The 25,408-nt window shown below is 27.9% G+C and carries 19 protein-coding genes; 15 read left to right on the forward strand and 4 right to left on the reverse strand.

All coding sequences use genetic code 11. From position 1 onward, the window contains the following. Nucleotides 1-33 precede the first annotated feature (33 nt). The 6 genes from PHEL85_RS01520 to guaB all read left to right on the forward strand — a co-directional run bounded on the left by PHEL85_RS01520 (nt 34) and on the right by guaB (nt 9,510). Entirely contained in the window at nt 34-1,539 is a 1,506-nt protein-coding gene (locus PHEL85_RS01520; RefSeq protein ID WP_036820142.1) for a bifunctional metallophosphatase/5'-nucleotidase, read from the forward strand. Nucleotides 1,540-1,678: 139 nt separating this feature from the next. Further along, nucleotides 1,679-2,866: a DUF4856 domain-containing protein gene (locus PHEL85_RS01525; protein ID WP_036820145.1), complete on the forward strand. Its 1,188-nt coding sequence runs from the start codon at nt 1,679-1,681 to the stop codon at nt 2,864-2,866. Between the two features lie 86 nt (nt 2,867-2,952). After that, nucleotides 2,953-4,059 carry an imelysin family protein gene (locus PHEL85_RS01530; protein WP_036820148.1) on the forward strand — a complete coding sequence of 369 codons (1,107 nt, stop codon included), beginning with the start codon at nt 2,953-2,955 and terminating at the stop codon, nt 4,057-4,059. Nucleotides 4,060-4,132: 73 nt separating this feature from the next. Then, the gene (locus PHEL85_RS01535) at nt 4,133-5,539 is read left to right on the forward strand and encodes an HTTM domain-containing protein (protein ID WP_036820150.1); all 1,407 of its coding nucleotides are present in this window, start codon (nt 4,133-4,135) and stop codon (nt 5,537-5,539) included. A 1-nt stretch (nt 5,540) separates the two neighbouring features. After that, nucleotides 5,541-7,967, forward strand: a complete 2,427-nt coding sequence (locus PHEL85_RS01540) for a TonB-dependent receptor family protein (protein ID WP_036820153.1) — start codon at nt 5,541-5,543, stop codon at nt 7,965-7,967. A gap of 67 nt (nt 7,968-8,034) precedes the next feature. Next, on the forward strand, nt 8,035-9,510 hold the full coding sequence (guaB, locus tag PHEL85_RS01545) for an IMP dehydrogenase (protein WP_036820156.1): 1,476 nt from the start codon (nt 8,035-8,037) through the stop codon (nt 9,508-9,510). 65 nt (nt 9,511-9,575) lie between these two features. Here guaB and PHEL85_RS01550 read toward each other — a convergent pair whose 3' ends face one another. Beyond that, a complete protein-coding gene (locus tag PHEL85_RS01550) occupies nt 9,576-10,121 on the reverse strand; it encodes an acyl-CoA thioesterase (protein ID WP_036820159.1) in 546 nt (181 codons plus the stop codon). Continuing rightward, the gene (locus tag PHEL85_RS01555; protein WP_036820162.1) at nt 10,122-10,496 is read right to left on the reverse strand and encodes a hypothetical protein; all 375 of its coding nucleotides are present in this window, start codon (nt 10,494-10,496) and stop codon (nt 10,122-10,124) included. 284 nt (nt 10,497-10,780) lie between these two features. Here PHEL85_RS01555 and PHEL85_RS01560 point away from each other — a divergent pair, with 284 nt between their 5' ends. Together PHEL85_RS01560 and PHEL85_RS01565 are read left to right on the forward strand one after the other, a co-directional pair. After that, nucleotides 10,781-11,551: a choice-of-anchor V domain-containing protein gene (locus PHEL85_RS01560; RefSeq protein ID WP_036820164.1), complete on the forward strand. Its 771-nt coding sequence runs from the start codon at nt 10,781-10,783 to the stop codon at nt 11,549-11,551. A gap of 102 nt (nt 11,552-11,653) precedes the next feature. Further along, entirely contained in the window at nt 11,654-12,829 is a 1,176-nt protein-coding gene (locus PHEL85_RS01565; protein ID WP_036820166.1) for a GlmU family protein, read from the forward strand. Here the strand turns inward: PHEL85_RS01565 and priA are convergent. Further along, nucleotides 12,826-15,270 (reverse strand): primosomal protein N', encoded by a 2,445-nt coding sequence (gene priA / locus PHEL85_RS01570; protein ID WP_410477240.1) that lies wholly within the window; start codon nt 15,268-15,270, stop codon nt 12,826-12,828. The genes PHEL85_RS01565 and priA overlap by 4 nt on opposite strands. Before the next feature lie 311 nt (nt 15,271-15,581). Here priA and PHEL85_RS01575 point away from each other — a divergent pair, with 311 nt between their 5' ends. The 7 genes from PHEL85_RS01575 to PHEL85_RS01605 all read left to right on the forward strand — a co-directional run bounded on the left by PHEL85_RS01575 (nt 15,582) and on the right by PHEL85_RS01605 (nt 22,872). Then, on the forward strand, nt 15,582-16,436 hold the full coding sequence (locus PHEL85_RS01575) for a phosphatase PAP2 family protein (RefSeq protein WP_052108413.1): 855 nt from the start codon (nt 15,582-15,584) through the stop codon (nt 16,434-16,436). Beyond that, nucleotides 16,433-17,551: a hypothetical protein gene (locus PHEL85_RS01580; RefSeq protein WP_052108414.1), complete on the forward strand. Its 1,119-nt coding sequence runs from the start codon at nt 16,433-16,435 to the stop codon at nt 17,549-17,551. Before PHEL85_RS01575 ends, PHEL85_RS01580 begins: the two co-directional genes overlap by 4 nt. A gap of 42 nt (nt 17,552-17,593) precedes the next feature. After that, nucleotides 17,594-18,370, forward strand: coding sequence for a LytR/AlgR family response regulator transcription factor (locus PHEL85_RS17200; RefSeq protein ID WP_052108415.1), 777 nt, complete (start codon nt 17,594-17,596; stop codon nt 18,368-18,370). A gap of 111 nt (nt 18,371-18,481) precedes the next feature. Next, the gene (locus PHEL85_RS01590; RefSeq protein ID WP_036820171.1) at nt 18,482-19,720 is read left to right on the forward strand and encodes a sterol desaturase family protein; all 1,239 of its coding nucleotides are present in this window, start codon (nt 18,482-18,484) and stop codon (nt 19,718-19,720) included. A 97-nt stretch (nt 19,721-19,817) separates the two neighbouring features. After that, the gene (locus tag PHEL85_RS01595) at nt 19,818-21,176 is read left to right on the forward strand and encodes a hypothetical protein (protein ID WP_036820174.1); all 1,359 of its coding nucleotides are present in this window, start codon (nt 19,818-19,820) and stop codon (nt 21,174-21,176) included. 206 nt (nt 21,177-21,382) lie between these two features. Then, nucleotides 21,383-22,144: a GH25 family lysozyme gene (locus PHEL85_RS17205; RefSeq protein WP_052108416.1), complete on the forward strand. Its 762-nt coding sequence runs from the start codon at nt 21,383-21,385 to the stop codon at nt 22,142-22,144. 440 nt (nt 22,145-22,584) lie between these two features. Beyond that, nucleotides 22,585-22,872, forward strand: coding sequence for a hypothetical protein (locus PHEL85_RS01605; protein ID WP_036820177.1), 288 nt, complete (start codon nt 22,585-22,587; stop codon nt 22,870-22,872). A 39-nt stretch (nt 22,873-22,911) separates the two neighbouring features. Here the strand turns inward: PHEL85_RS01605 and lon are convergent, their stop codons facing one another. Beyond that, nucleotides 22,912-25,365: an endopeptidase La gene (lon, locus tag PHEL85_RS01610; protein ID WP_036820180.1), complete on the reverse strand. Its 2,454-nt coding sequence runs from the start codon at nt 25,363-25,365 to the stop codon at nt 22,912-22,914. Nucleotides 25,366-25,408: the final 43 nt, after the last annotated feature.

A 25,408-nucleotide genomic window follows, 5' to 3' on the forward strand; every position in this document is an offset into this window, starting at 1 on the left:
TTAAATTTAATGTTTAAATTAAAATAGATTAAAATGAAATTTATTAAATCACTTTTTTATTTTTTATCACTAATAATTTTAATGTCTTGCTCAAAAGATGATGGAAAAATAGATTTCACTTTTTTACAATTGAATGATGTTTATGAAATTGCACCAATTCAAGGAGGAGCATATGGAGGAATGGCAAGAGTAGAAACTGTTCACCAAGAATTATTAAAAGAAAATTCAAACACAATGCTGTTTTTAGCGGGAGATTTTTTAAATCCTTCTTTATTAGGAACTTTAAAAGTTGATGGTGAAAGAGTGCGTGGAAAGCAAATGGTAGAAGTAATGAATGCTATGAATTTTGATTTAGTAGCTTTTGGAAACCATGAATTTGATGTTTCACAAAAAGATTTACAAAAAAGATTGAATGAAAGTAATTTTCCTTGGATTTCTGCAAATGTAAAACTTAAAACAAAAGAAGCTGCCATTCCTTTTTATAAAGAAATAAATGGTGTAAAACATTCTGTAGGAGAAACCTTTGTTAAAGAATTTTCTGATAAAGATGGAACAAAAGTTAAAATTGGTTTTATAAGTGTTTGTATTCCATCTAACCCAAAAGATTTTGTAGAATATGGAAATATGTTTGTAAAAGCAAGAGCATCTTATGCTGCTTTAAAAGACTCTGTAGATATCGTTTTTGGATTGACTCACGTTAAATTAGCAAACGATAAAAGAATTGCAAAGTTAATACCTAATATTCCTTTAATTATGGGAGGTCATGAGCATACTAACTCATTAGATACTATTGGTAATGTAATAATTTCGAAAGCAGATGCAAATGCAAAAACTGTTTATATTCATAAAATCTCTTATGATAAAAACACAAAGAAAACTGTTGTTAAATCAGAATTAAAAGAAATAAATACAACCATTAAGTCTGATGAAAAAGTTGCTAAAATTGTCAATAAATGGCAATTATTATTAACATCGAAAATTAAAGAAATAATTGAAAAACCTGAAGAAGTAATTTTTGAAACAAAAACACCTTTAGATGCTAGAGATACACCAATAAGAAGTACACAAACAAATTTTGGACAAATTATTACGAAAGCAATGTCTTTTGGTTTTAATGATGAAGTAGATTGTGCATTGATAAATGGAGGTTCTATAAGAATTGATGATCAATTAAGTGGTAATATTACTGCTGTAGATATTTTTAGAGTTTTACCTTATGGTGGAGATATTTTAAAAGTAAAATTGAAAGGTAGGTTATTAAAGAGAGTATTAGATTATGGACAATTAGCTGCAGGAACAGGTGCTTACTTACAACGCTTTAATGCTGAAAAAGTAGGAGAGAAGTGGATGATTAAAGGAAAAGAATTAAACATCAACAAAACTTATTCTGTTGCATTTTCTGATTATCTCTTAAAAGGGTTTGATATTCCTTTTTTATCGGATAAAAACAATGAAGTACTTTCTATATATAAACCAAAACCAACAGAATTATCTTCTGATATTAGAAAAGTGGTGATTTCTTATTTAAAATCTATTTAGATTTCTTTCTGATATTTAGTTAGTTATTTATTTTTGTTATTTTTATTTAAATTAAATCTAAATAAAGTTTGCAAATATAAATTTGTATGCTACATTTGCATGAAAATAAATCAACTATTTATAATTAATCTAAATAAAAATGAAAAAAGTTATTCTAAGCATTGCATTTGCTTCAATATTATTATCATGTAGTAATTCTTCAGAAATAGAAACTACTACTGAAGCCCCAGCAACATATTCTTTTGAAAGAAATGGTGTTTCTACTGTAGATTTTAATGGTCAAACTACAAGAATACAAATGGCAAATGAGTTTATTTCTGATTTAAAAACAACTTCAGAAACTGTAGTAAGTTTAAACGCAAAGTTTGCACATGCAGAAGGAGATAATGATTTTTCAGATGCAGATTTAAATGCTTCTTCTAAAAATATTAGAAGTAAAACAGCAGCTTCTACAGATTTTTATGCCTCAAATACTACTGATGCTAATGCAATTAAAGCAGAATTTGATTCTTGGATTGCAGAACAAGTAAATGATGTTTTTCCTAACTGGAGTGTAAATGCTAGTGCAGGTGTTGCTGGTAAGATTCAAGAAGCTGGTGGTGGTTCTGAAAGATTTGTAAATGCAAAAGGGTTAGAATTAAATCAAATGATTAATAAAAGTTTAATTGGAGGTTTAATGGTAGATCAAATTTTAAACAATTATTTAAGTACTGCAGTTTTAGATGCTGGGTCTAATACAACAGATAATGATGATGATATTGTAGCTTCTGACAAAGTATATACAAACATGGAGCATAAATGGGATGAAGCTTTTGGTTATTTATATGGTAATGAAAGTGATATAACTGCACCTGTTTTAAATGTAGATTCGTTCTTAAATAAATATTTAAGTAGAGTAGAAGGAGATACTGATTTTACAGGGATAGCTTCTGATATTTATGATGCATTTAAATTAGGAAGAGCTGCCATTGTTGCTAAAGATTATACAACTAGAGACGCTCAAGCTGAAATAATTAGAGAAAAAATTTCTGAAATTATTGCAATTAGAGCTGTTTATTATTTACAACAAGCTAAAGCAACTTTAGGAACAGATAATGCTTCTGCTTTTCATGATTTATCTGAAGGGTTAGGTTTTGTGTATAGTTTACAGTTTACAAGACAAACAAGTTCTGATGCTCCATATTTTTCTAAAACAGAAGTAGATGCTTTTGTAGATACTTTATTAGCTGGTAATGGTTTTTGGGATGTTACTGATTCTACATTAGATACTATTTCTACTACTATTGCAGCAAAATTTAACTTTACTGTTACTGAAGCAGCAAATTAATAAAATTTAATTTAGAGTAGTAAAAGGTGAGATATTTCATACCTTTTACTATTTTTGTATGTTTATTTAGAATAAATAGAAATAACATGTTTAAAAAATCAGCGATACTTTTAGTCTTAGTAACAATTATTTATGCTTGTAGTTCATCTGAAGAAATAGAATCAGGAGTTTCAGATAATTTTGATAGAGGTGCTATGCTTACTCATTTAGTAGACAATATTATAGTACCATCTTTTCAAGATTTTAGTTCAAAAATGACTGATTTAAAATCGGCTGGTGAAACTTTTACATCATCACCAAACCAAATAAATTTAGATGCTTTAAGGGCTTCTTGGTATATAGCATATAAAGAATATCAACATGTAGAAATGTTTAATATTGGTAAAGCAGAAGAGTTGCAATATAAATTTTATATGAATATTTATCCGCTTTCTGTTACAGATGTAGAAACAAATATTTCTAATGGAAGTTATGATTTAGATAATGTAAATTATCAAGATGCTCAAGGTTTTCCTGTCTTAGATTATTTATTGTATGGTGTTGCAGCTACTGATGAAGATATTTTAAAAAAATATACTACAGATACAAATGCTACAGGTTATAAAAAATATATTACAGATGTTTTAAATCAAATGGAAGGCTTAACAACAGAAGTTTTAAATGATTGGACTACATCTTATAGAACTGAGTTTGTAAATAGTACAGATAATACTGCAACAAGTGCTTTAAATAAATTTTTGAACGATTATATAGAGTTCTACGAAAAGAATTTAAGAGCTAATAAATTCGGAATTCCAGCAGGTGTTTTTTCTTCAACAACATTACCAGAGAAAGTAGAAGCTTTTTACAGAAAAGATATTTCTAAAGATTTAGCTTTAGAAGCTTTAGATGCTTTTGAAAATTTATTTTTAGGAAACTATAAAGGATCATCAATAGCAAATAAATCTAGTTTTCAACAATATTTACAAGCTTTAGATAGACAAGATTTGGTAAGTAGTATAACAAATCAATTAGCTGTATCTAAAACACAAATTGAAAAATTAAATGCTAACTTTTTTGAGCAAGTTAATACAGACAATACTCAAATGACAATGGCTTATGATGAATTACAAAAATTAGTTGTTTTTCTAAAATTAGATATGGCTTCTGCGTTAAATATTAGCATTATTTTTGTTGATAGTGATGGAGATTAATAATTGAATTTAATTATAAAAAATAATAAAAAGTTATTCTTAAATTTATAAGAATAGCTTTTGTTTTTTAAAGATGACAAATAAAGACATACATTATTTAATTAAACAAACAAATGCAGCACCTTTAGTTGTTTTTCGTTTGTTTTTTGGTTTAATGATGTTGATGAGTATTGTTCGTTTTTGGCTAAATGGTTGGATAGAAACCTTATATTTAGAGCCAAATTTTCATTTTTCTTATTATGGTTTTAGTTGGGTAAAACCATTAGGTAATTATACTTATCTCTTATTTATTGTTTGTGCATTATCAGCATTTTTTGTTGCAATAGGTTATAAATATAGAATAGCCATTATAACTTTTTTTCTATCTTTTACTTATATTGAATTGATGGATAAAACAACTTATTTAAACCATTATTATTTTATAAGTATTTTAAGTTTTTTAATGATTTTTTTACCCGCAAATGCTCAATTTTCTGTTGACGCATTTATCAAAAAAAAACAATATCAAAACATTCCAAAATGGACGATTGATAGTATAAAATTATTATTAGGAATTGTCTATTTTTATGCAGGTTTAGCCAAATTAAATTCTGACTGGTTATTAAGAGCAATGCCTTTAAAAATATGGTTGCCATCTAAATATGATATTCCTTTTATTGGTAATAATTTAATGCAACAAGATTGGTTTCATTATACAATGAGTTATGGAGGTTTATTATATGATTTAATGATTCCTTTTTTATTACTGTTTAAAAAAACTAGAACTTATGCATTTGTTTTAGTGGTTTTTTTCCATGTTTTTACAAGAATATTATTTCCAATTGGAATGTTTCCTTTTATAATGATAATTTCTACCTTGATATTTTTTGAAGATAATTTTCATCAAAAAATAATTAAGTTCATTAAAAAACACCTTTTAAAAGATAATTCAAGTGATTTTGATCACCAAAAATCAGAATCTAAAATCTCTTTAAAATCTATTAAAAATTACACTTTTTCTAAAAGTAAAAAACAATTAATATATCCTATTTTAGGTTTGTTTTTACTATTGCAAATACTATTTCCGTTTAGAAATTTATTGTATCCTGGGGAGTTGTTTTGGACAGAAGAAGGTTATCGTTTTTCTTGGAGAGTCATGTTAATGGAAAAAGCTGGTTATTCAAATTTTAAAATTGTAGATGCCAAAACAAAAGCTTTTTTTTATGTAAATAACGATGATTTTTTAACACTTTATCAAGAAAAACAAATGAGTTTTCAGCCAGATTTTATCTTAGAGTATGCACACTATTTAGGAGATCACTTTAAGAATCAAGGCCATGAAAATGTACAAGTATTTGTAGATAGCTATGTAGCTTTAAACGGAAGAATGAGTACTGTTTTTATAGATCCTAAAGTAAATTTATATCAAAAAAGAGAAAGCTTTAAACATAAAGATTGGATTGTTCCATTTTCATCAAAAATAAAAATTAAAGGTATTTAATATGATATTAAAAAATATAACGACAATTATTATTTTTCTAATTGGTTTTATAACTTTTAGTCAACATAAAGTAACAGGTGTTGTAGTTAATCAAGACAAAGAATTGCTAAACAATGTTCAGATCTATAGTGAAAATGGAGGCTTATTATCACAAACAAATAAGCAAGGTCAATTTAACTTTTCAACTGAAAAAGAAACGATTTCTTTGGTTTTATACCTAGATAATTACCGAATTAAAAATATTACAATATCATTAAAACAATATGCTAATATATCTATAATATTAGAACCTTTTTCTGAAGAGTTATCAGAAATTCAAATTCAAGCAAATAAGAAAAAAGTTTTTGAATTAAAACGTTTAAAAGATGTTGTTGGTACATCCATATTTGCAGGTAAAAAAACTGAAGTAATTTTGGTAAATCAATCTACAGCAAATTTAGCAAGTAATAATGCAAGGCAAATTTACAATCAAATAGCAGGTTTAAATATTTTTGAAAATGATGATGCTGGTTTGCAATTAAATATTGGTGGTAGAGGTTTAGATCCTAATAGAACTGCTAATTTTAATACAAGACAAAACGGATATGATATAAGTGCAGATGTTTTAGGGTATCCAGAAAGTTATTATACTCCTGCTTCTGAAGGTTTACAAGAAATTCAAGTTATTAGAGGAGCAGCATCTTTACAATATGGAACTCAATTTGGAGGTTTAATTAATTTTGTAATGAAAAAGCCAAATGCAAATAAAGAATTAGAAATTATAACTAGAAATACCGTAGGCAGTTTTGGATTATATACTAATTTTACAAGTGTAAGCGGAACTAAGAATAAGTTTAGTTATTACGCTTATTTTAATTATAAGAAAGGAAATGGTTTTAGACCAAATTCTAATTTTGATTCTAAAAATGCTTTTCTACATTTAGGGTATAAAATCAATGATAAAAGTAATGTTGCTTTAGAAGTATCCTATTTAGATTATTTAGCTCAACAAGCAGGTGGTTTAACAGATAACATGTTTGAAGAAGATCCTTTTCAGAGTAATAGAACGCGTAATTTTTTTAAAGTAGATTGGTTGTTATACAATTTAAAATATAATTTTGATTTTACAGAAAATACTAAGTTTAGTTTTAATTTCTTCGGATTAAATGCATCTAGAAAAGCTGTAGGTTTTAGAATTGCAAGAGTTGCAAACCCAGATGATTTTGATGCAAGAGAACTAATAATTGGTGATTTTAATAATTTCGGATTTGAAACTCGTTTTGTAAATAAATACAAAGTATTTAATAAAAATGCTACTTATTTAATTGGAGCTAAATATTATAAGGCAGATAATACTTCTTTTCAAGGACCAGGTACAGATGGAAGTGATGCTAATTTTACTTCAGCAATAGACCAATTTCCAAATTATCAATATCAATCAGATTTTGATAATCCAAATGAAAATGTAGCTGTTTTTGGTGAGAATATTTTTTATGTAAATGATAAATTTTCTATAACTCCTGGTTTTCGTTTAGAGTACATTAATACAGGTAGTAATGGAACAAAAAAACGTGTAAATTTTGATGGAGCAGGAAATCCTATTGGTACAATAGAAGATTCTGATAATATTACAAAAGAGCGTTCTTTTGCTTTATTTGGAGTAGGAGTTAGTTATAAGAAGACAAAATCTTTAGAGTTTTATGCAAATGTTTCTCAAAACTATAGATCAATTACATTTTCAGATGTAAACATTGTGAATCCTGCTAATGCTGTTGATACAAATTTAGAAGATGAAAAAGGGTTTACTTCTGATATAGGATTTAGAGGGAATTTTAAAAACATTATTTCTTATGATGCTAATGTCTTTTCACTTTTTTATAATAATAGAATAGGTGATGTCTTTACAACAATTCCTCCTGTTAATAATGTTGGTTTGTTAAGAACCAATGTTGGTAAAGCTAGAATTTTAGGTATTGAATCTTTAATTGATTTTAATTTGAAAAAAATATTAAAGATGGATAATAATTATAGTTTTAATGTATTTATAAATTCATCTTTTATCAACTCTAAATATACAGAAGCTAAAGAAAATGGAATTGTAGGTAATAAAGTAGAGTTTGTTCCTGACCTAAATTTAAAAACAGGGATTAGATTTGGAGTAGAAAACTTTTTAATGAGTTTACAATACAGTTATTTATCAGAACAATTTAATGATGCTAATAACACAATCATTTCTGATGAAGCTAATGCAGTTAGAGGAATGATTCCTCAGTATAGCATTTTAGATTTCTCTACTTCTTATAAATATAAATTTATGAAGATAGAAACAGGTGTAAATAACCTTTTAGATAATGTGTATTTTACAAGAAGAGCTACTGGTTACCCAGGTCCAGGTATTATTTCTTCTGCACCAAGAAATTATTATGTTACTTTAGAATTTAAATTCTAACCTTAATTTAATGCCAGAATTCATTTATTAATTGTAAATTTGCACGCAATTATATCTTAATTGCAACATGACAGCACACAACAACAAAATTTTAGGTGAAGGATTAACTTATGACGACGTTCTTTTAGTTCCAGCCTTTTCAGAAGTACTTCCAAGAGAAGTAAGTATTCAAACAAAATTTACTAGAAACATTACTATTAACGTACCAATTGCCTCAGCTGCAATGGATACTGTTACTGAATCTTCCTTAGCGATTGCTATTGCAAGAGAAGGCGGTATTGGTGTGTTACATAAAAATATGACAATTGATCAGCAGGCTAAAGAAGTTAGAAAAGTAAAACGTGCAGAAAGTGGAATGATTTTAGATCCAGTTACTTTACCTTTAACTGCTATTGTTTTAGATGCTAAAGCATATATGAAAGAACATAGTATTGGAGGAATTCCTATTGTTGATGACGATGGAATTTTAAAAGGAATTGTTACCAATAGAGATTTACGTTTTGAGCATGATAATCAAAGACCAATTGTAGAAGTAATGACTAGTAAAAACCTAGTTACTGCTGATGTTGGAACTTCTTTAAATGATGCAGAAAAGATTCTTCAAAATTATAAAATTGAAAAGCTTTTAATTGTTGATGAAAATTATAAATTAAAGGGATTAATTACATTTAGAGATATTACTAAAGTTACTCAGAAACCAATTGCAAACAAAGATTCTTATGGAAGATTAAGAGTTGCTGCTGCATTAGGTGTAACTGGCGACGCTGTAGATAGAGCAGAAGCCTTAGTTAAATCTGGTGTAGATGCTGTAATTATTGATACTGCTCATGGACATACAAAAGGTGTAGTAAATGTATTAAAAAAAGTAAAAGCTAAGTTTCCAGAACTGGATGTTGTTGTTGGAAATATAGCAACTGGTGCAGCTGCAAAATATTTAGTAGAAGCTGGTGCAGATGCAGTAAAAGTTGGTATTGGTCCAGGTTCTATTTGTACAACAAGAGTTGTTGCAGGAGTTGGTTTTCCTCAATTTTCTGCAGTTTTAGAAGTTGCTGCTGCAATTAAAGGAAGCGGAGTTCCTGTAATTGCTGATGGAGGAATTCGATATACAGGAGATATTCCTAAAGCAATTGCTGCTGGTGCAGATTCTGTAATGTTAGGATCTCTTTTAGCGGGTACAAAAGAATCTCCAGGAGAAACTATTATTTATGAAGGAAGAAAATTTAAGTCTTATAGAGGAATGGGTTCTGTTGAAGCTATGAAAAAAGGTTCTAAAGACAGATACTTTCAAGATGTAGAAGATGATATAAAAAAATTAGTTCCAGAAGGAATTGTAGGTAGAGTTCCTTATAAAGGAGAATTATCTGAAAGTATTCATCAATTTATTGGAGGTTTACGTGCAGGAATGGGATATTGTGGAGCTAAAGATGTTGAAACATTAAAAGAAACAGGAAAATTTATAAGAATTACAGCAAGTGGAATTAACGAAAGTCATCCTCATGATGTAGCAATTACAAAAGAAGCTCCTAATTATAGTAGAAGATAAAAACAGTTATCATAAAAAACCGAGTAATTATACTCGGTTTTTTTGTTTTAAAATATAGATAAAGGTTATTTTAATTCAATTTTAGAATTACTGTTTTCAAGTAAGTTTAAATAATCTTCAGTTTTAAAAACTTTGCTACTAAATCTAGAAACTCTATTTCTACTTTCACTTTGTCTTGTTATACTTCTTGCAAAACGTCTAACTTCACTTTTATTAGTTAAAATAATTCCTGGTACAGGAACACTTTTTCCATTTTCATCCTTTGCAACCATTGTAAAATAAGACGAGTTACAATGTTTTATTTCGCCAGTTCTAATGTTTTCAGATTCAACTCGCAAACCAACAACCATAGAAGTTCTTCCTGTAAAATTAATTGAAGCCTTCATAGTTAACAATTCGCCAACTTCTATTGGGTTTAAAAAATCAACTTTGTTAACAGAAGCTGTCACACAATAATTTCCTGAATGTTTAGAAGCACATGCAAATGCAATTTGATCCATCAAATTTAAAATATGTCCTCCATGAATCTTACCACTAAAATTAGAGTTAATAGGTTTCATTAACTCAGTTATTTTAAGCTGTGAATCTTTTATGTGTTTAAACTTTTTCATTTAATTATTTTTGTTTGTAAAATGAGGTGATTGTTCTTTTTCAACTTTTGTTATAAAATATTTTGTATCTCCTAACCAAAAGAATGTTTTATAACGCTCTTTATAGGTTAGTTTAACATAATTTCCTTGAAATTTTTGTAAATTTTCTATTACTTTTTCATTTTTATCTTCCACAGAAAAAGTAAAAATTTGTGCACCAGAAATACCTTGACTAATTTGACCTTCCCAAGTTTTAACAATTACTCCTTTTCTACTAATTTTTATCAATTCTCCAGATCTTACTCCAGTGCTGTAGGTAATAAAATAGATAAAAAGATAATATAAAACACTTAGAATAATTGCGGCACTTATTAAAACTCCAATGATTTTTTTCATATATCAAAAATACAATTATAATTATTACAGGTTTTAAAAAATGATTTACGAGTGAAAATTCAACCTAATATTTTCCCTTTTAACGCTACTTTTTCCTTTTAAGCCTACTTTTATTTAAAGAATGCGAAATTATAGTTTTATTTACTGTGTTAAATAAAAAACAATCATTTTCTAGTATTTTTAAGAGTATAATAAAATAAATAGATATTAACTGATGATTGTGTGTTATTTTAATTAAAATATTACGACTACTATTTTTTAATATCAACTAAAACCAAATTAAAATGAAAAAACATTACTATTTAAAATTTTTATTATTGTTAATTCCAGTTTCAGCATTTTTATTAATGTCTAGTTCTGGTGGAAGAGACGGAGGTACTACAGGTTCTCCTGGAGATTCTAGTAATACATGTACACAATGTCATAGTGCAGGAGCAAACTTTAATTTGTCACCAAGTATAACTACCAATATTCCTGCTTCTGGTTATGAATTGAATAAAGCATATACAATAAATGTAAATTCAACATCATCTTCATCTAAACTAGGTTTTCAATTGACTGCAGAAAATGGTTCTAATACAAAAATTGGAGCTTTTACAGCAGGTTCAGGTTCTAGAGTTAGCGGACAAAGAATAACGCATTCTAGTCCTTCATCTAGTGGAAATTGGTCTTTTACATGGACTTCTCCATCATCAAATGAGGGCGATGTTACTTTTTATACAGCAGTAAATGCAACAAATGGTAATGGAAGTACTTCTGGAGACCAAGTAGTAACAACAAACACAACTGCACAAGTTTTAGGTATTTCTACAGCTAAACGTTTACAATTTGATATGTATCCAAATCCTGCATCAGAAAGTATTTCTATTCAATTGCCTTCTGGTTCAAATAAAGCTACTGTTCAGTTTTATGATTATGTAGGTAGATTAGCTTTAACAAAAAATATCTCTTCAGCTAATGATAATATTAATGTAAGAGATTTGAGTTCTGGAGTTTATATTCTTAAAGTTATTTCAGAAGACAAAATTGGAAGTCAAAAATTCGTAAAAAACTAGTTAGTTGATTTTAGTTTTGATAAAAACCGATTGTAATTTTTACAATCGGTTTTTTTTGTGCTCTTTTTAAAGTAAATTTGTACTACTTTAAAAAAGAAAAAAATGAATTATATTCTATTTGATGGAGCTGCTAGAAATGCTCTATTACCTTTTACATATACAAGACCAGTTGCAGATATTAGAATAGGTATTTTAACCATTAGAGAAAAATGGGAAAAGCATCTAGGCTTAACTACAACTACTATTACTGAGGAATATTTAGAAGAAAAATATCCAATGGTTGAAATGGAAGAGAATATTTTGATAAATGCCTCTTTTTGTCCTACTAATAGTTTGGTTGAAAAAATAAAACAATTATCAAAAAATGAAGCTATTTTTAAAGGTGATGATGTAATTGCTTTTTATACTTCAGATTCTCAAGAAGAAGTTAATTTTGATGATTACAAGCAAATAGAATTTGATGAGGAGATTATTCAGGTAAAAAATACTTGGGATATATTTTCTTTAAACTACGAAGCAATTCAGCAAGATTTCGATTTAATCACAGAAGGAAGAATATCACAACCAATACCAGAAGGAACAAGATATATTAACAAAGAAAACATTTTTATTGAAGAAGGAGCAGAAATAAATTTTGCAATTTTAAACGCTTCTTCAGGACCAATTTATATTGGTAAAGATGCTGTTGTTTTAGAAAACTCTGCTGTAAAAGGTCCATTTGCAATGGGAGAACATGCTGTTCTTAAAATGGGTGCAAAAATATATGGAGGCACAACTTTAGGTCCTTATTGTAAAGTAGGAGGTGAGGTTAGTAATTCTGTTTTATTTGGTTTTTCTAGTAAAGGACATGATGGTTATTTAGGAAATTCTGTTTTAGGAGAATGGTGTAATTTAGGGGCTGATACAAACAATTCGAATCTTAAAAATAATTATGCAGAAGTAAAATTATGGAATTATGAAACAGGTCGTTTTGCTAAAACTGGTTTACAATTTTGTGGATTAATGATGGGAGATCATTCTAAATGTGGAATTAATACCATGTTTAATACAGGAACTGTTATTGGTGTTAGTGCAAATATTTTTGGTAGTGGTTTTCCTAGAAACTTCGTTCCGTCTTTTAGTTGGGGAGGAGCCTCAGGATTTACAGAATACAAAACCAATAAAGTTTTTGAAGTTGCAGAAATTGTAATGAAACGTAGAGATATTGTTTTTGATGAAAAAGAACAAAAAATATTAGAACACGTTTTTGAAGAAACTAGTAAGTACAGAAATTATTAATAAGCATCTACATCCGTAATAAAACGGATAGGTCTAAAATCTTTAACAGCTTCAAAAGTGTCTTTAATCTTTTGAAGTTGTTTTTTTGTGTTTGCTAAACTTTGTTTTGGCGGAATCTTTATCACAATATTCTTAATATATTGATTTCTAATTCTAGAAACTGCAGGAGCTGTTGGTCCCAAAACATGTTCTCCAAAAGAGTTTTGTAGCGCTTTTGCTAACCAATTTACACCACTATCTACTTTTTGATAATCTCTATGTTTTAAAGTAATTTTTATCAACCTATAATAAGGAGGATATTTATACTGCCAACGTTCTTGTAATTGTTCTTTATACATTTCTGTATAATTTGTGGTAGAAACTTGTTGCAATATTTGATGATAAGGGTTGTAAGTTTGTATGGCTACATTTCCTTGTTTTTTACTTCTACCAGCTCTTCCAGAAACTTGTACCATCATATCATAGGCACGTTCATGTGCTCTAAAATCTGGAAAATTTAACATAGAATCTGCATTTAAAACACCAACTAAAGAAACATTTTCAAAATCTAATCCTTTAGAAAGCATCTGAGTTCCTACTAAAACATCTATTTCTTTGGCTTCAAAAGCACCAATTATTTTCTGATAACCGTATTTACCACGAGTGGTATCTAAATCCATTCTTCCAATTTTATAATCCGGAAAAAGTTCTTTAAGTTCTAATTCAATTTGTTCTGTTCCAAAACCTTTATTGTCTAAAGTATTGCTACCACAAGCACCACAACTATTTGGCATTGCTCTTTGATAATTACAATAATGACAACGTAATTCATGTCTGAATTTATGATAGGTTAAACTCACATCACAATTAGGACATTGAGGAGAAATTCCACAGGTTTTACACTCCACAACTGGAGAAAAGCCACGTCTATTTTGAAAAAGAATAACCTGTTCTTTTTCTTCTAAAGCTTCTTTGATCAGTTTTAATAAACGATCAGAAAAATGACCTGTCATTTCCTTTTTACGTTGCTTTTCTTTAACATCTATCAATTCAATTTTTGGCAATTGAACGTTACCAAAACGTTTATTTAATTCAACAAAACCATATTTTTTTTGTTGCGCATTAAAATAGCTTTCTAAAGATGGAGTAGCAGAACCTAATAAAATTTTTGCTTTGTGAATTTTAGCCAAAACTATAGCAGAATCTCTTGCATTATATCTAGGTGAAGGCTCAAACTGTTTGTAGGAAGTTTCATGCTCTTCATCAACTACAATCAACCCTAGATTAGAAAATGGTAAAAATATAGATGAACGAGCTCCTAAAATGATTCTCGCTTTTGGTTTATTCTCTAATACATTATTCCAAACTTCTACACGTTCATTCATTGAGTATTTTGAATGAAAAACAGAAATTTGTTCGCCAAAATAAAACTGCAAACGTGTTATAATTTGTGTGGTTAATGCAATTTCTGGTAACAAAAATAAAACTTGTTTTCCTTGGTCTAAAACCTCTTGAATTAATTTGGTATAAACCTCAGTTTTACCAGAACTGGTAATTCCGTGTAAAAGAGTAACATCTTTTTCTTTAAAAGTTTCCTTGATTTCAGCAAGTGCTTTTTCTTGAAATTCATTCAACTCTTTTAAAGAATTTGTATCTCCTTTAAACTGAATTCTATCTGTTTGAATATGATAAATTTCAAAAATATTTTTATCAACTAACGATTTTAGAATAGTCGAAGAAACATTCGATTTTACTTCTAGTTCTTTTGATTTTATAGGTTTTTTAGCAGCTGATAACTGGAAAAATGTTAAAACAGCATCTCGTTGCTTTTTTGCTCTTGATAGTTCTTCTAGTAATTTTTCTAAAGAATCATCAGAAGTATAAGCAGCATTTAAACGAACATATTTTACTAATTTTGGTTTGTATTGCTCGTAAATTTCTTCTTTTATGGTAATTGCAGATTTTTTAATCAACGAATTTACAATGGGCATTACTTTTTTCTTTCCTAGAATGGTAATAACTTGATGAATTGTTAATTGAGATTGATGTTGCAATGCTTCAAAAATTAAAAACTCATCATCTGCAAGAATAGATTCATCTGTAAAAGAGTCATTTTTATTGATAATTGTTTCGCTTTCTAACAAAAAAGCAGAAGGTAAAGAAGCTCTATAAACATCACCCAAAGAACACATGTAATAGCTAGAAATCCATTGCCAAAGTTGTAATTGTAATTCATTTACCAAAGGAGTTTCATCTAAAATTTGATGAATTTCTTTCGCTTCATAAAGAATTGGTTTTGTTTGATGAATATTAAAAACCAGAGCAGAATACATTTTCGATTTACCAAAAGAAACAGCAACTCGCATTCCTTTCTGTAGAAAAGTAGCTTCATCTTCAGTTACAGAATACGTAAATGTTTTCTGAATAGGAATTGGTAATATAACGTCTATAAAATGCTGCAATAATTGTGTTTTAGTTGCTATCATCCCTAATGAAAAACGGAGAGAATTTTTCTTTTTGTAATAGATTTCTCAAACGCTCAAAAAAACTAATTTTTGAAAGACAATAAAGAATCAAAATTACATAAAAATCAATAGAATTTTCTGATAAAAATATAAAGTTCAAATTTTATTTTATCTTTATAAAATCAACTTAAAAACTAGAATTTTGAAAGATATTATTTATGTATATAACAAATCAGTTATTAAAATTCTTTTTGTTTATAATATCTCAAAAATGAAAAAACATGTAAATTCTTTACAAAATAAATAAAATGATTCAGCTTAAAAAAATTGACATTCTTTTTTTTTGTTATGTTTTTATAACCACAATTTTGTTGTTTTTATCTTGGAATGATTCTGATAAATATCTAGAACTATTTTTAACAAGAGGTTTATTATTAGGAATAGGAATGGTACTTATTTACTTCGATTCTAAAGTAAAAAACACCCTTTTAAACTTATTAAGAAACTGCTATCCAGTTTTGTTTAGCATGCTTTTTTATACCGAAACTGTTTTTTATAATAAGTTGTTTTTTAGTAATTTAGATAAGTATTTAATTAAACTCGATTTGCAATTATTCGGTTTTCAACCAAGTGTAAGATTTTCTGAGTATTTCTCAAACCCTGTTTTTAGTGAGTTGATGTATGTTGGCTATTTTGCTTTGTATATTTTGATTATCAGTTTTGTTTTTATTACATATTTTAAATTGAAAAAAGACTCAGAAGAATTGTTTTTTAAATTGGCAGCTTCCATGTTGTTATTCTATTTATTCTTTTGTTTTTTTCCTGCAGCAGGACCACAATTTCATTTTGCATCACCAGAAAAAGATTTACCAACAGCATTTTTGTTCGATGAAATAATGCATTTAATTCAGAAAGCAGAGCAACCAACAGGCGCTTTCCCTAGTTCTCATGTTGGTCTTTCTCTAATTGTTTTGGTGTTGTTTAGAAAAAGAGTTCCTAACTATTTTAAAATTGCAATTCCGTTTGTAATTTTACTCATATTATCTACAGTTTACATAAAAGCACATTATGCTGTAGATGCAATTGCAGGAATAATTTCTGTACCTATTGTATTGTTTTTAAGTACTTTTTTATACAAAAATACGCCTGAATATAAATTATGATTCAACTAAAAGAAGTCAACACTAAAAGGGAGTTAAAGCAATTTATTCTTTTACCTTTTTCCATTCATAAAAATCATAAAGAATGGTTGCCACCTTTAATTTCTGATGAATGGAAAGTGTTTGATAAAACCAAAAATTATTCTTTTGAACATTGTGATACTATTTTATATTTAGCAAAAAAAGAGAATGTAATTGTTGGGAGAGTTATGGGAATTATCAACCATAATTATAATACAGGAAGTAATGAAAATAACGTGCGTTTTTATGGTTTAGAATGTTATGATGATGCAAAAGTATATGACATTTTAATAAATGCAATTGAAAAATGGGGAAAACAAAAAGGAATGGAAACTATTATTGGTCCTTTAGGTTTTTCTGATAAAGATCCTCAAGGGTTTTTAATTGAAGGGTTTAAAGAAGAAATGTCGGTAATGGTTACCAATCATAGTTTTAAGTACCTAATGAATCATACAGAAAGAAATGGTTTTAAAAAGAAACTTGATATTTTTCAATACAGAGCAATAATACCAAAGAAAACTCCAGAAATTTATGATAGAATTGCTGAAAGAGCAACTAAAAATGGATTTAAAATTTTAGAGTTTAAAAAATCGAAACATGTGAGACCTTATGTAAATGATGTTTTTAATTTAATAAACAAAACCTATAAAGATATTTATGGCTTTGCCCCTTTAGATGCTACAGAATCTAAAGAGTTTTCTGAACGTTTTTTGCCTTTATTAAAACCTCAATACATAAAAGTAGTTCTTAATAAATCTGATAAAGTTGTGGCTTTTGTTGTTGCAATGCCAGATATTAGTAAAGGTTTTAAAAAAGCTAAGGGAAAATTATTTCCATTCGGGTTTGTTCATATTTTAAAAGCATTTAAAAAGACAAATCAATTAAACTTATTATTAGGTTGTGTAGATGAAAATATTAGAAATTCTGGGTTGGTTGCTTTATTAAATATTGCCTTGCTAAATTCTGCAAGAAAAGGAAATTTAACAATTTTAGATAGCCATTTAATTTTAGAAGAAAACAAAAAAATGCGTGCTGTTGTAGAAAGAATGGAACACACTATCTATAAGAAATATAGAATTTTTGAGAAAAAATTATAAAAATATTTTATACTTTGTAATCTTTACAACTACAAAAAAAGAATGTTCAACAAACATTATAAATATATAAAAGACTGGAGTAAAAAGATAAAAGTTACACTAATTGTATTTTCAATTACGACGTTTATTATTTTATTTTTAGAACCCTTTAAAACTGATGACAGTAACAAGTTTATCGTTTTAGGGTATAGCATTTGTATCTTGTTTTCTTATCTAGTTATCCTGTTTTTAGAATCATATTTCTTTAAAAACAAACAAATTTGGTGTGTTAAAAATGAAATAATTGTTTTTCTTCTCTTATTTATTTTTAGTTCATTAAGTGTTTATTGGTATGATGTAACAATTATTAAAGAGCAGTTTTTTAATTGGAATCAATTTTTGTCTTTTACACTAAGAATTATAATTCCTTTTGGAGTGCTTTTAATTCCATTAATTGGTTGGTTGCGTTTTTATTTTGGTGAAATTTATGAATTACCAAATGAATATAAAGTTTTTATAAAAGGAAATAACAAATCAGATTTTTTAGATATTGATTATCGTCATATTTTTTATATAAAATCTTCGAATAATTATATTGAAGTAAAATATAAAAATGAAGAAAATGAAATTAAAAATAAACTTTTAAGATGTACTTTATCTCAAGCAATTCATCAATTACCAAGTTTTATTAAATGTCATAGAAGCTATTTGATTAATCCTTATTTAATTGATTCAATAGATGGTAATCAAAAAAAAGCATCGTTATATTTAAAGAATATAGAAGATAAAATTCCTATCTCAAAAACATATTATAACGAGATAAAATCAAAATTACAATAACAAGTTTCATTCACCACAAATCGAGGTAATTTTACCACAAAACCTATTATTACTACATTCTTGATTGTATAATTGAATAGTTTTAAACACTAATAATTCAATATTACTTTTATGAATGTATATGTTTTTATAACACCAATTGTTGTTTTACTCTTAGTTTTAGAAATAATTTATAGTGTTAGAGTTAAAAACGGAAAGTATCCGTTTCAAGACACTATTTCTAATTTAGGAACAGGAATTGGAAATCAATGTATTAATTTAGGTGTTGCTTTTTTTGTGTATAAATGGTATGGTTGGTTGTACGAAATTACACCATTTGAAATTCCTATAGTTTGGTATACTTTAATTATACTTTTGTTATTACAAGATTTTGTTTTTTATTGGTTTCATAGAGTTGGGCATACTATAAATGTTTTTTGGGCAGCACATATGGCACATCATTCATCAGAAGAAATGAATCTTTCTGTAGGAATTAGAGCAAGTTTTACGCAACGTATTTTTCAGTTTTTATTTTTTGATTGGATTTTAGTTCTCATTGGTTTTAGCCCAGAAGCTGTATATTCTATGGCTGCTGTACATTTATTACTTGCTTATTGGCATCATACTGCTGTTATTAAAAAAATGGGTTGGTGGGAAAAGTTTTTTGTAACGCCTTCTCATCATCGTGTTCATCATGGTGTAAATCCACAATATATAGACAAGAATTTTTCTGAGTTTTTAATTATTTGGGATAAATGGTTTGGTTCTTTTGAAGAAGAAGTTGAAGAAGTTTGTTATGGTGTAACGCATCCTCCAAGAACTTGGAACCCTATCCATATTAATTTTCAGTTTTGGAAACAACTTTTGGATGACGCAAAAGAAACCAATTACGTTTGGGATAAAATTAGAATTTGGTTTATGCCATTAGGTTGGAGACCAAGAGATTTAGAACCTTATTTTAGTGAAGATGATGTAATTGGTTACAATAAATCTCAACAAACAAAATTTGTAAGTAAACCAATGAAAAAATCTAAAAATTATTTAGTTTCTCAGGTAGGAATTGGTATTTTATTCTTGTTTTTCACAATCAATCTTAAACTACCATTAATTTATTGGCACAGAATATTATTGTCTTTAGGTGTTTTTGCAATGATTATAAGTTGGGGAGCAATTTTAGAGTCAAAATCTTGGGCAAATACCATAGAAATTTTTAGAATCTTATTTATGGCAATTAGTTTAGTTTTTGTTTTAAATACAACTGGTATTTCTTCGTATCAAAATTGGACAACAATAGTCATTTGTTTAATATCTGGAATTAGTATTCTATATTTTTCTTTAGTAGTCGCAAAACCAAAAAAGGTATATAGTTAACCCATTGTTATTCTTATTATTGGCAAAAAAAACATTTTGACTATTAGTATAAATTAAAAATTAACATTTATTTTCGTGAAAAATTTAATTTTTATTTATGAAAAAGATTACACTAATAATTTTATTTATCATTACTACAATTCAATTTACAAAAGCGCAAGACGATTTGTTAAATAGTGCTTTTGAAAGTGCTTTTGATGATACAAATATTTTTAATGCTAATTTAGGATTGACAAATATTGATGGTCAAAATTATTTTGGTTTAAGAATTCAGCCAGAATTTACCATTGGAAAATTAGGTGTTGGGTTAGACATTCCTTTACTTTTTGATATGGAAAGTGGGCAAATTAGAACAGAAGAATTTAATCATGGAGCAGGTATTTTAAGAATGATTCGTTTTTTAAGATATGGAAATAAAAATACAGATCCTGTTTATGTAAAAGTTGGTGATTTAACAGGAGAAAAATTAGGTTATGGATCTTTAATTGGTAATTACACAAATGCAACTTCTTTCGAAAGAAGAAAAATAGGAGTAAGTGCTTCTATTTTGGTAAAAAAAATGTTTGGTATAGAAGTTATTTATAGTGATTTAAATTTTAACGGATCTACAAAAATGTTAGGAATAAGACCCTTTGTAAAACCTTTTGGACAAAGTGAAATTCCTATTATTAAATCAATGGAAATTGGTGCGAGTACTGTTTCTGATAATGATAATTACCAAGAAGTAGGAGCAACAGAAATTACAACCAAATATAGTAATGATGGTATAAAAGCCAATAGTTTTGATGTTGGTGTAAGTTTAATACGTACACAAATGTTAAATTTAGGATTAGATGCACAGTTTAGTAAATTGTCTAAAAATAATTTGTTAGCTTCAGACAACCCAACTGCTAATTATAATGCAGGAACTGGTTTTGCAATTGGTGTTGAAGCTGATTTTAAATTTATTGCAAATACTGTGTATATGAATGCAAGAATAGAAAGACAATGGTATGGAGATAATTATATACCTCAGTTTTTTAATTTTGCTTACGAAATTAATAAAGATGCTAGATTAAAAGAATTATTAACAGCAACAAAAGCTCAAGGTATCTTTGGTACGTTAACTGCAGAAATTTTAAAATCTATAAAAATTGGAGGTTCATTATTAATTCCTGATGATTTAGACGGAAATGACCCAAATAGTAGAAAAGCAATTTTAGGTTTAGATTTAGAAACTAAACAAATAGGTAAATTTAAAGCAAGAGGTACTTATGTAAAAGCAGGTTTAAATGATTTAGGAGATGCTTTTTCTTTAGATGAAAGATCTTTAGCAAACTTAATGGTAACTTATAAAGTAAATAGATTTATGGAAGCTGGTGTAGATTATCAATGGACTTTTGCTGAAAATGAAAATGGCGTTTTTAAAGCTATAAACCAAGTGAGACCTTATGTTGGAGTAAGTATTGATTTTTAATAAAAGGTTACTAATTATAAAAAAACCTCTAATTACTGAAATATATTCAGTTGAATTAGAGGTTTTTTTTATACTCATTTTTAAGGCTGAATAACTATTAAGTATTGTTTTGTAATGAATAAAAACAGGTATTTATACGCTTGTTTTTTAGAAGTAAAAACATTTAGTTTTGGTGTTAGTAAACTCATTTAAAATAAACTAAGTATATGTTAATCATAAAAAGATATTATTTTTCGTTAATTTTTATAGGGCTTTTAGGTTTTACGTCATGTAAGGAAAAACCTAAAAAAGAAATAGAAAAAAAAGTTCCTTTAACCATTGTAAAACCAGAAAAACCCTTTGTTTTTGGTGTGGATATTTCTCATTTTAATAATAATGAAATTGATTTATTGATAAAAAGAAAAGATAGTTTACAGTTTGTTATTTGCAAAGCCACAGAAGGAGTAACTTATATTGATCCTAAATTTAAAATGAATTGGAATGATATTAAAGAAAAAGGTTTTATTAGAGGAGCTTATCATTTTTATAGAACTCAAGATGACCCAATAACACAAGCAAATTTTTATTTGAATACAGTAAATAGTTTTGAAACAAATGATATTCCTCCAATAATTGATTTTGAAGAGGCAGGTATTGATAAAACGCAATCTATTGAAACCATACAAACAAACCTTTTAAGCTTTATAAAAGAAGTTGAGAAGAAGGGAAACGTTATACCCATAATTTATACGGATATTAATTGTGGAAACACTTATTTAAACAATTCAGTTTTTAGTAAATATCCACTTTGGATTGCTGATTATAATGGCAAAAAACAACCAGATTTACCAAATACTTGGAAAACGAAAGGTTATTTAATTTGGCAAAAAACTGATAATTATAAAATTGTAAATGCAACGGATGATGCTGATATTTTTAATGGAAATCTTACCAAGTTTAAAGCATTTATAAAAAATAGTTATTACTAATAGTAAATTTTTTAAAACTGATGATTATTTTCTCTTAAAAGAAAAAAATAAAATACATGAAGTTATGTTAGACAGGTAACTTACAATTTATAAACTATTTAAATTGTTGAAAAATAAGTTTTTTTACGGTAGCTTTTTGGTGTTAAAAAGGTAATTTAACTAACGTCGATTATAAGTCATAATAACAACATTATAATCGTTTTAAGTTAGTAAAAAATACTATAATTTGAAATAAATCCAGCAAACAAGTTTAGCCCTGATTGAAACCGTTCGAATAACTGTTGATATTCTTAACTTTTTTTGAAGAACGAAAAAAAGATATAGTGGAAAGCAGAAAATAGCTTCAAAAAAAGAAGTGTGTTTTTATTTTACCTATTTCTAGGGGTGGTTTTAAGTTGTATGTTAAAATATATTTGACATGTAATTTAAAACTAAATATCATGAAAAAAATTAAACTTTTACTTTTAGGATTCTTTGCACTTATTTCTGTATCATTATCTAGTTGTGAAGAATTATTTGGAATAGAAGAGGAAGAGGCTGTTGTAGAGACTGAAGCTTGTGGCGAATATAATAGACCTGCTAATATAGATAATCAGTACAATTATCAATGTCAGGCAGCTTATGCTTATAAATGTAATGGGCAAACTGAAGCTTTGGCGCAACAATGTGCTTATTATAAACAATTGCAGCAACAATTAAATTTACCAGATTGTGAATATTGTGATTAAAAAACAAAAAAGCCTCTCAAAATTGAGAGGCTTTTTTAGTTACGCTAATTTCTTAGCATTTTTAACTTTTTGCTTTGTAAGTGCAATATCTATTACTTCGTGCATATCTGTTACATAATGAAATTTAAGTCCTTTTAAGTAACTTTCTTTAATTTCTAAAATGTCTTTTTCATTGTCTTTACACAGAATTATTTCTTTAATATTAGCTCTTTTAGCAGCTAATATTTTTTCTTTAATTCCGCCAACAGGCAACACTTTTCCACGTAAAGTAATCTCGCCTGTCATTGCCAACTTGTTTTTAATTTTACGTTGTGTATAAGAAGAAACCAAAGAAGTTAGCATAGTAATACCAGCACTTGGTCCGTCTTTTGGTGTTGCACCTTCTGGCACGTGAATATGAACATCGTATTTTTCTAAAAGTTCTGGTTTAATACCAAAAGCTTCTGCATTCGACTTTATGTATTTCATGGCAATCGTAGCAGATTCTTTCATTACAGTTCCTAAGTTTCCTGTAATAGAAAGTGCTCCTTTTCCTTTAGATAAAATAGATTCTATAAATAAAATATCTCCACCAACACTTGTCCAAGCTAAACCTGTAACTACACCGGCAACATCATTGTTTTCGAACTTGTCTCTAAATCTTGGTGTTCCTAAAATGTCTTCTACTTTTTCTGAAGAAACTGCAATATCATATGCTTCTTCTAGCGCAATAGATTTTGCTGCAAAACGTACCACTTTTGCAATTTGTTTTTCTAAACCTCTTACTCCAGATTCTCTTGTGTAACCTTCTACAATTACTTCTAATTGTTTTTTACCTAACTTTAAATGTTCGTTAGATAAACCATGTTCTTTTAATTGTTTTGGTAATAAATGTCTTTTAGCAATTTCTAATTTTTCTTCAATTGTATAACCACTAACATTTATAATTTCCATTCTATCTCGTAAAGCCCAAGGAATTTGTCCTAAGTTGTTTGCTGTTGCAATAAAAAGTACTTTAGATAAATCGTAACCAACTTCTAAATAGTTGTCGTAAAATTCTTCGTTTTGCTCAGGATCTAAAACTTCTAACATAGCAGAAGATGGATCTCCTTGATGACTTTGGCCTAATTTGTCTATTTCATCTAAAACAAAAACTGGATTTGAAGTTCCTGCTTTCTTCAGATTCTGAATTAAACGCCCAGGCATTGCTCCAATATACGTTTTTCTGTGTCCTCTAATTTCTGCTTCATCTCGCAAACCACCTAAAGACATACGTACATATTTACGTCCTAAAGATTCTGCAACCGATTTTCCTAAAGAAGTTTTACCAACTCCTGGAGGTCCGTATAAACAGATTATTGGAGATTTCATATCTCCTTTTAGCTTTAAAACGGCTAAATGTTCTATGATTCTTTCTTTTACTTTTTCTAAACCAAAGTGATCTCTGTCTAAAACTTTAGTTGCGTGTTTTAAGTCGAATTTATCTTCAGAGTAAATTCCCCAAGGTAATTCTAATAACAATTCTAAATAGCTTCTCTGAACACCATATTCAGCAGCTTGTGGATTCATTCTTTTTAAACGATTGATTTCTTTTTCAAACGTTTCACCAACTTCTTTACTCCACTTTTTAGTTTTTGCTTTTACACGCATTTCTTCTAACTCTTCATCATTAGAAGCGCCACCCAATTCTTCTTGAATGGTTTTTAATTGCTGATGTAAATAATACTCACGTTGTTGTTGGTCTAAATCTTCGCGAGTTTTAGACTGAATATCATTACGTAATTTTAATTTCTGAAGCTCTTTGTTTAAGTTTTTTAACGCTAATAAAGCACGTTCTTTTAGATTGTCTTTTTCTAAAATTACTTGTTTGTTGGCTACAGATAAATCCATATTAGATGAAATAAAATTCACTAAAAACGAATTTGATTTTATGTTTTTTATTGCAAAAGAAGCTTCGCTAGGCAACATAGGGTTTTCCTTAATTACCTCTAAAGCTTGTTCTTTAATAGAATCTATAATGGCATTAAACTCTTTTTCGTTTTCTGCACTTCTATCATCTACAGCTTCTTTTACAGTTGCTTTTAAATAGGGTTTGTCTTGAATTACTGCATCAATTTCGAAACGTTTTTTACCTTGAATAATTACTGTTGTATTACCATCAGGCATTTTTAAAACACGTAAAATTTGTGCAACGACACCAGTTGTATGAATATCCTTTAAACCTGGTTCTTCAACATCTTCATTTTTTTGTGCAACAACTCCAATAACTTTATCTCCTTTGTTTGCATCTTTAATTAACTGAATAGAAGTGTCTCTACCAGCAGTAATAGGAATTACAACTCCTGGAAACAAAACGGTATTTCTTAAAGGTAAAATTGCCAAAACTTCTGGAACACTTTCCTTGTTAATAATTTCCTCGTCTTCTGGCGTCATTAAAGGAATTAATTCCGAATCTTCATTTAACATACTATGAAGCGACAAATTGTCTAAATGCATTATTTTTGGTTTGCTCATGTGCTATATCTCTGTCATACTGACATTGATTTTTTAAAACTCT

It is taken from the genome of Polaribacter sp. Hel1_85, from assembly GCF_000766795.1.
Classification (GTDB): Bacteria; Bacteroidota; Bacteroidia; order Flavobacteriales; family Flavobacteriaceae; genus Polaribacter.

Bases quoted from the DNA above. Each gene is read 5' to 3' on its own strand.
- PHEL85_RS01555 (WP_036820162.1), bottom strand. From the start codon at position 10,496: ATGAAAAAAATCATTGGAGTTTTAATAAGTGCCGCAATTATTCTAAGT.
- PHEL85_RS01575 (WP_052108413.1), top strand. From the start codon at position 15,582: ATGATTCAGCTTAAAAAAATTGACATTCTTTTTTTTTGTTATGTTTTT.
- guaB (WP_036820156.1), top strand. From the start codon at position 8,035: ATGACAGCACACAACAACAAAATTTTAGGTGAAGGATTAACTTATGAC.
- PHEL85_RS01550 (WP_036820159.1), bottom strand. From the start codon at position 10,121: ATGAAAAAGTTTAAACACATAAAAGATTCACAGCTTAAAATAACTGAG.
- PHEL85_RS17205 (WP_052108416.1), top strand. From the start codon at position 21,383: ATGTTAATCATAAAAAGATATTATTTTTCGTTAATTTTTATAGGGCTT.
- PHEL85_RS17200 (WP_052108415.1), top strand. From the start codon at position 17,594: ATGTTCAACAAACATTATAAATATATAAAAGACTGGAGTAAAAAGATA.
- PHEL85_RS01560 (WP_036820164.1), top strand. From the start codon at position 10,781: ATGAAAAAACATTACTATTTAAAATTTTTATTATTGTTAATTCCAGTT.
- PHEL85_RS01565 (WP_036820166.1), top strand. From the start codon at position 11,654: ATGAATTATATTCTATTTGATGGAGCTGCTAGAAATGCTCTATTACCT.
- PHEL85_RS01580 (WP_052108414.1), top strand. From the start codon at position 16,433: ATGATTCAACTAAAAGAAGTCAACACTAAAAGGGAGTTAAAGCAATTT.
- PHEL85_RS01590 (WP_036820171.1), top strand. From the start codon at position 18,482: ATGAATGTATATGTTTTTATAACACCAATTGTTGTTTTACTCTTAGTT.
- PHEL85_RS01535 (WP_036820150.1), top strand. From the start codon at position 4,133: ATGACAAATAAAGACATACATTATTTAATTAAACAAACAAATGCAGCA.
- lon (WP_036820180.1), bottom strand. From the start codon at position 25,365: ATGAGCAAACCAAAAATAATGCATTTAGACAATTTGTCGCTTCATAGT.
- PHEL85_RS01605 (WP_036820177.1), top strand. From the start codon at position 22,585: ATGAAAAAAATTAAACTTTTACTTTTAGGATTCTTTGCACTTATTTCT.
- PHEL85_RS01540 (WP_036820153.1), top strand. From the start codon at position 5,541: ATGATATTAAAAAATATAACGACAATTATTATTTTTCTAATTGGTTTT.
- PHEL85_RS01530 (WP_036820148.1), top strand. From the start codon at position 2,953: ATGTTTAAAAAATCAGCGATACTTTTAGTCTTAGTAACAATTATTTAT.
- PHEL85_RS01595 (WP_036820174.1), top strand. From the start codon at position 19,818: ATGAAAAAGATTACACTAATAATTTTATTTATCATTACTACAATTCAA.
- PHEL85_RS01520 (WP_036820142.1), top strand. From the start codon at position 34: ATGAAATTTATTAAATCACTTTTTTATTTTTTATCACTAATAATTTTA.
- PHEL85_RS01525 (WP_036820145.1), top strand. From the start codon at position 1,679: ATGAAAAAAGTTATTCTAAGCATTGCATTTGCTTCAATATTATTATCA.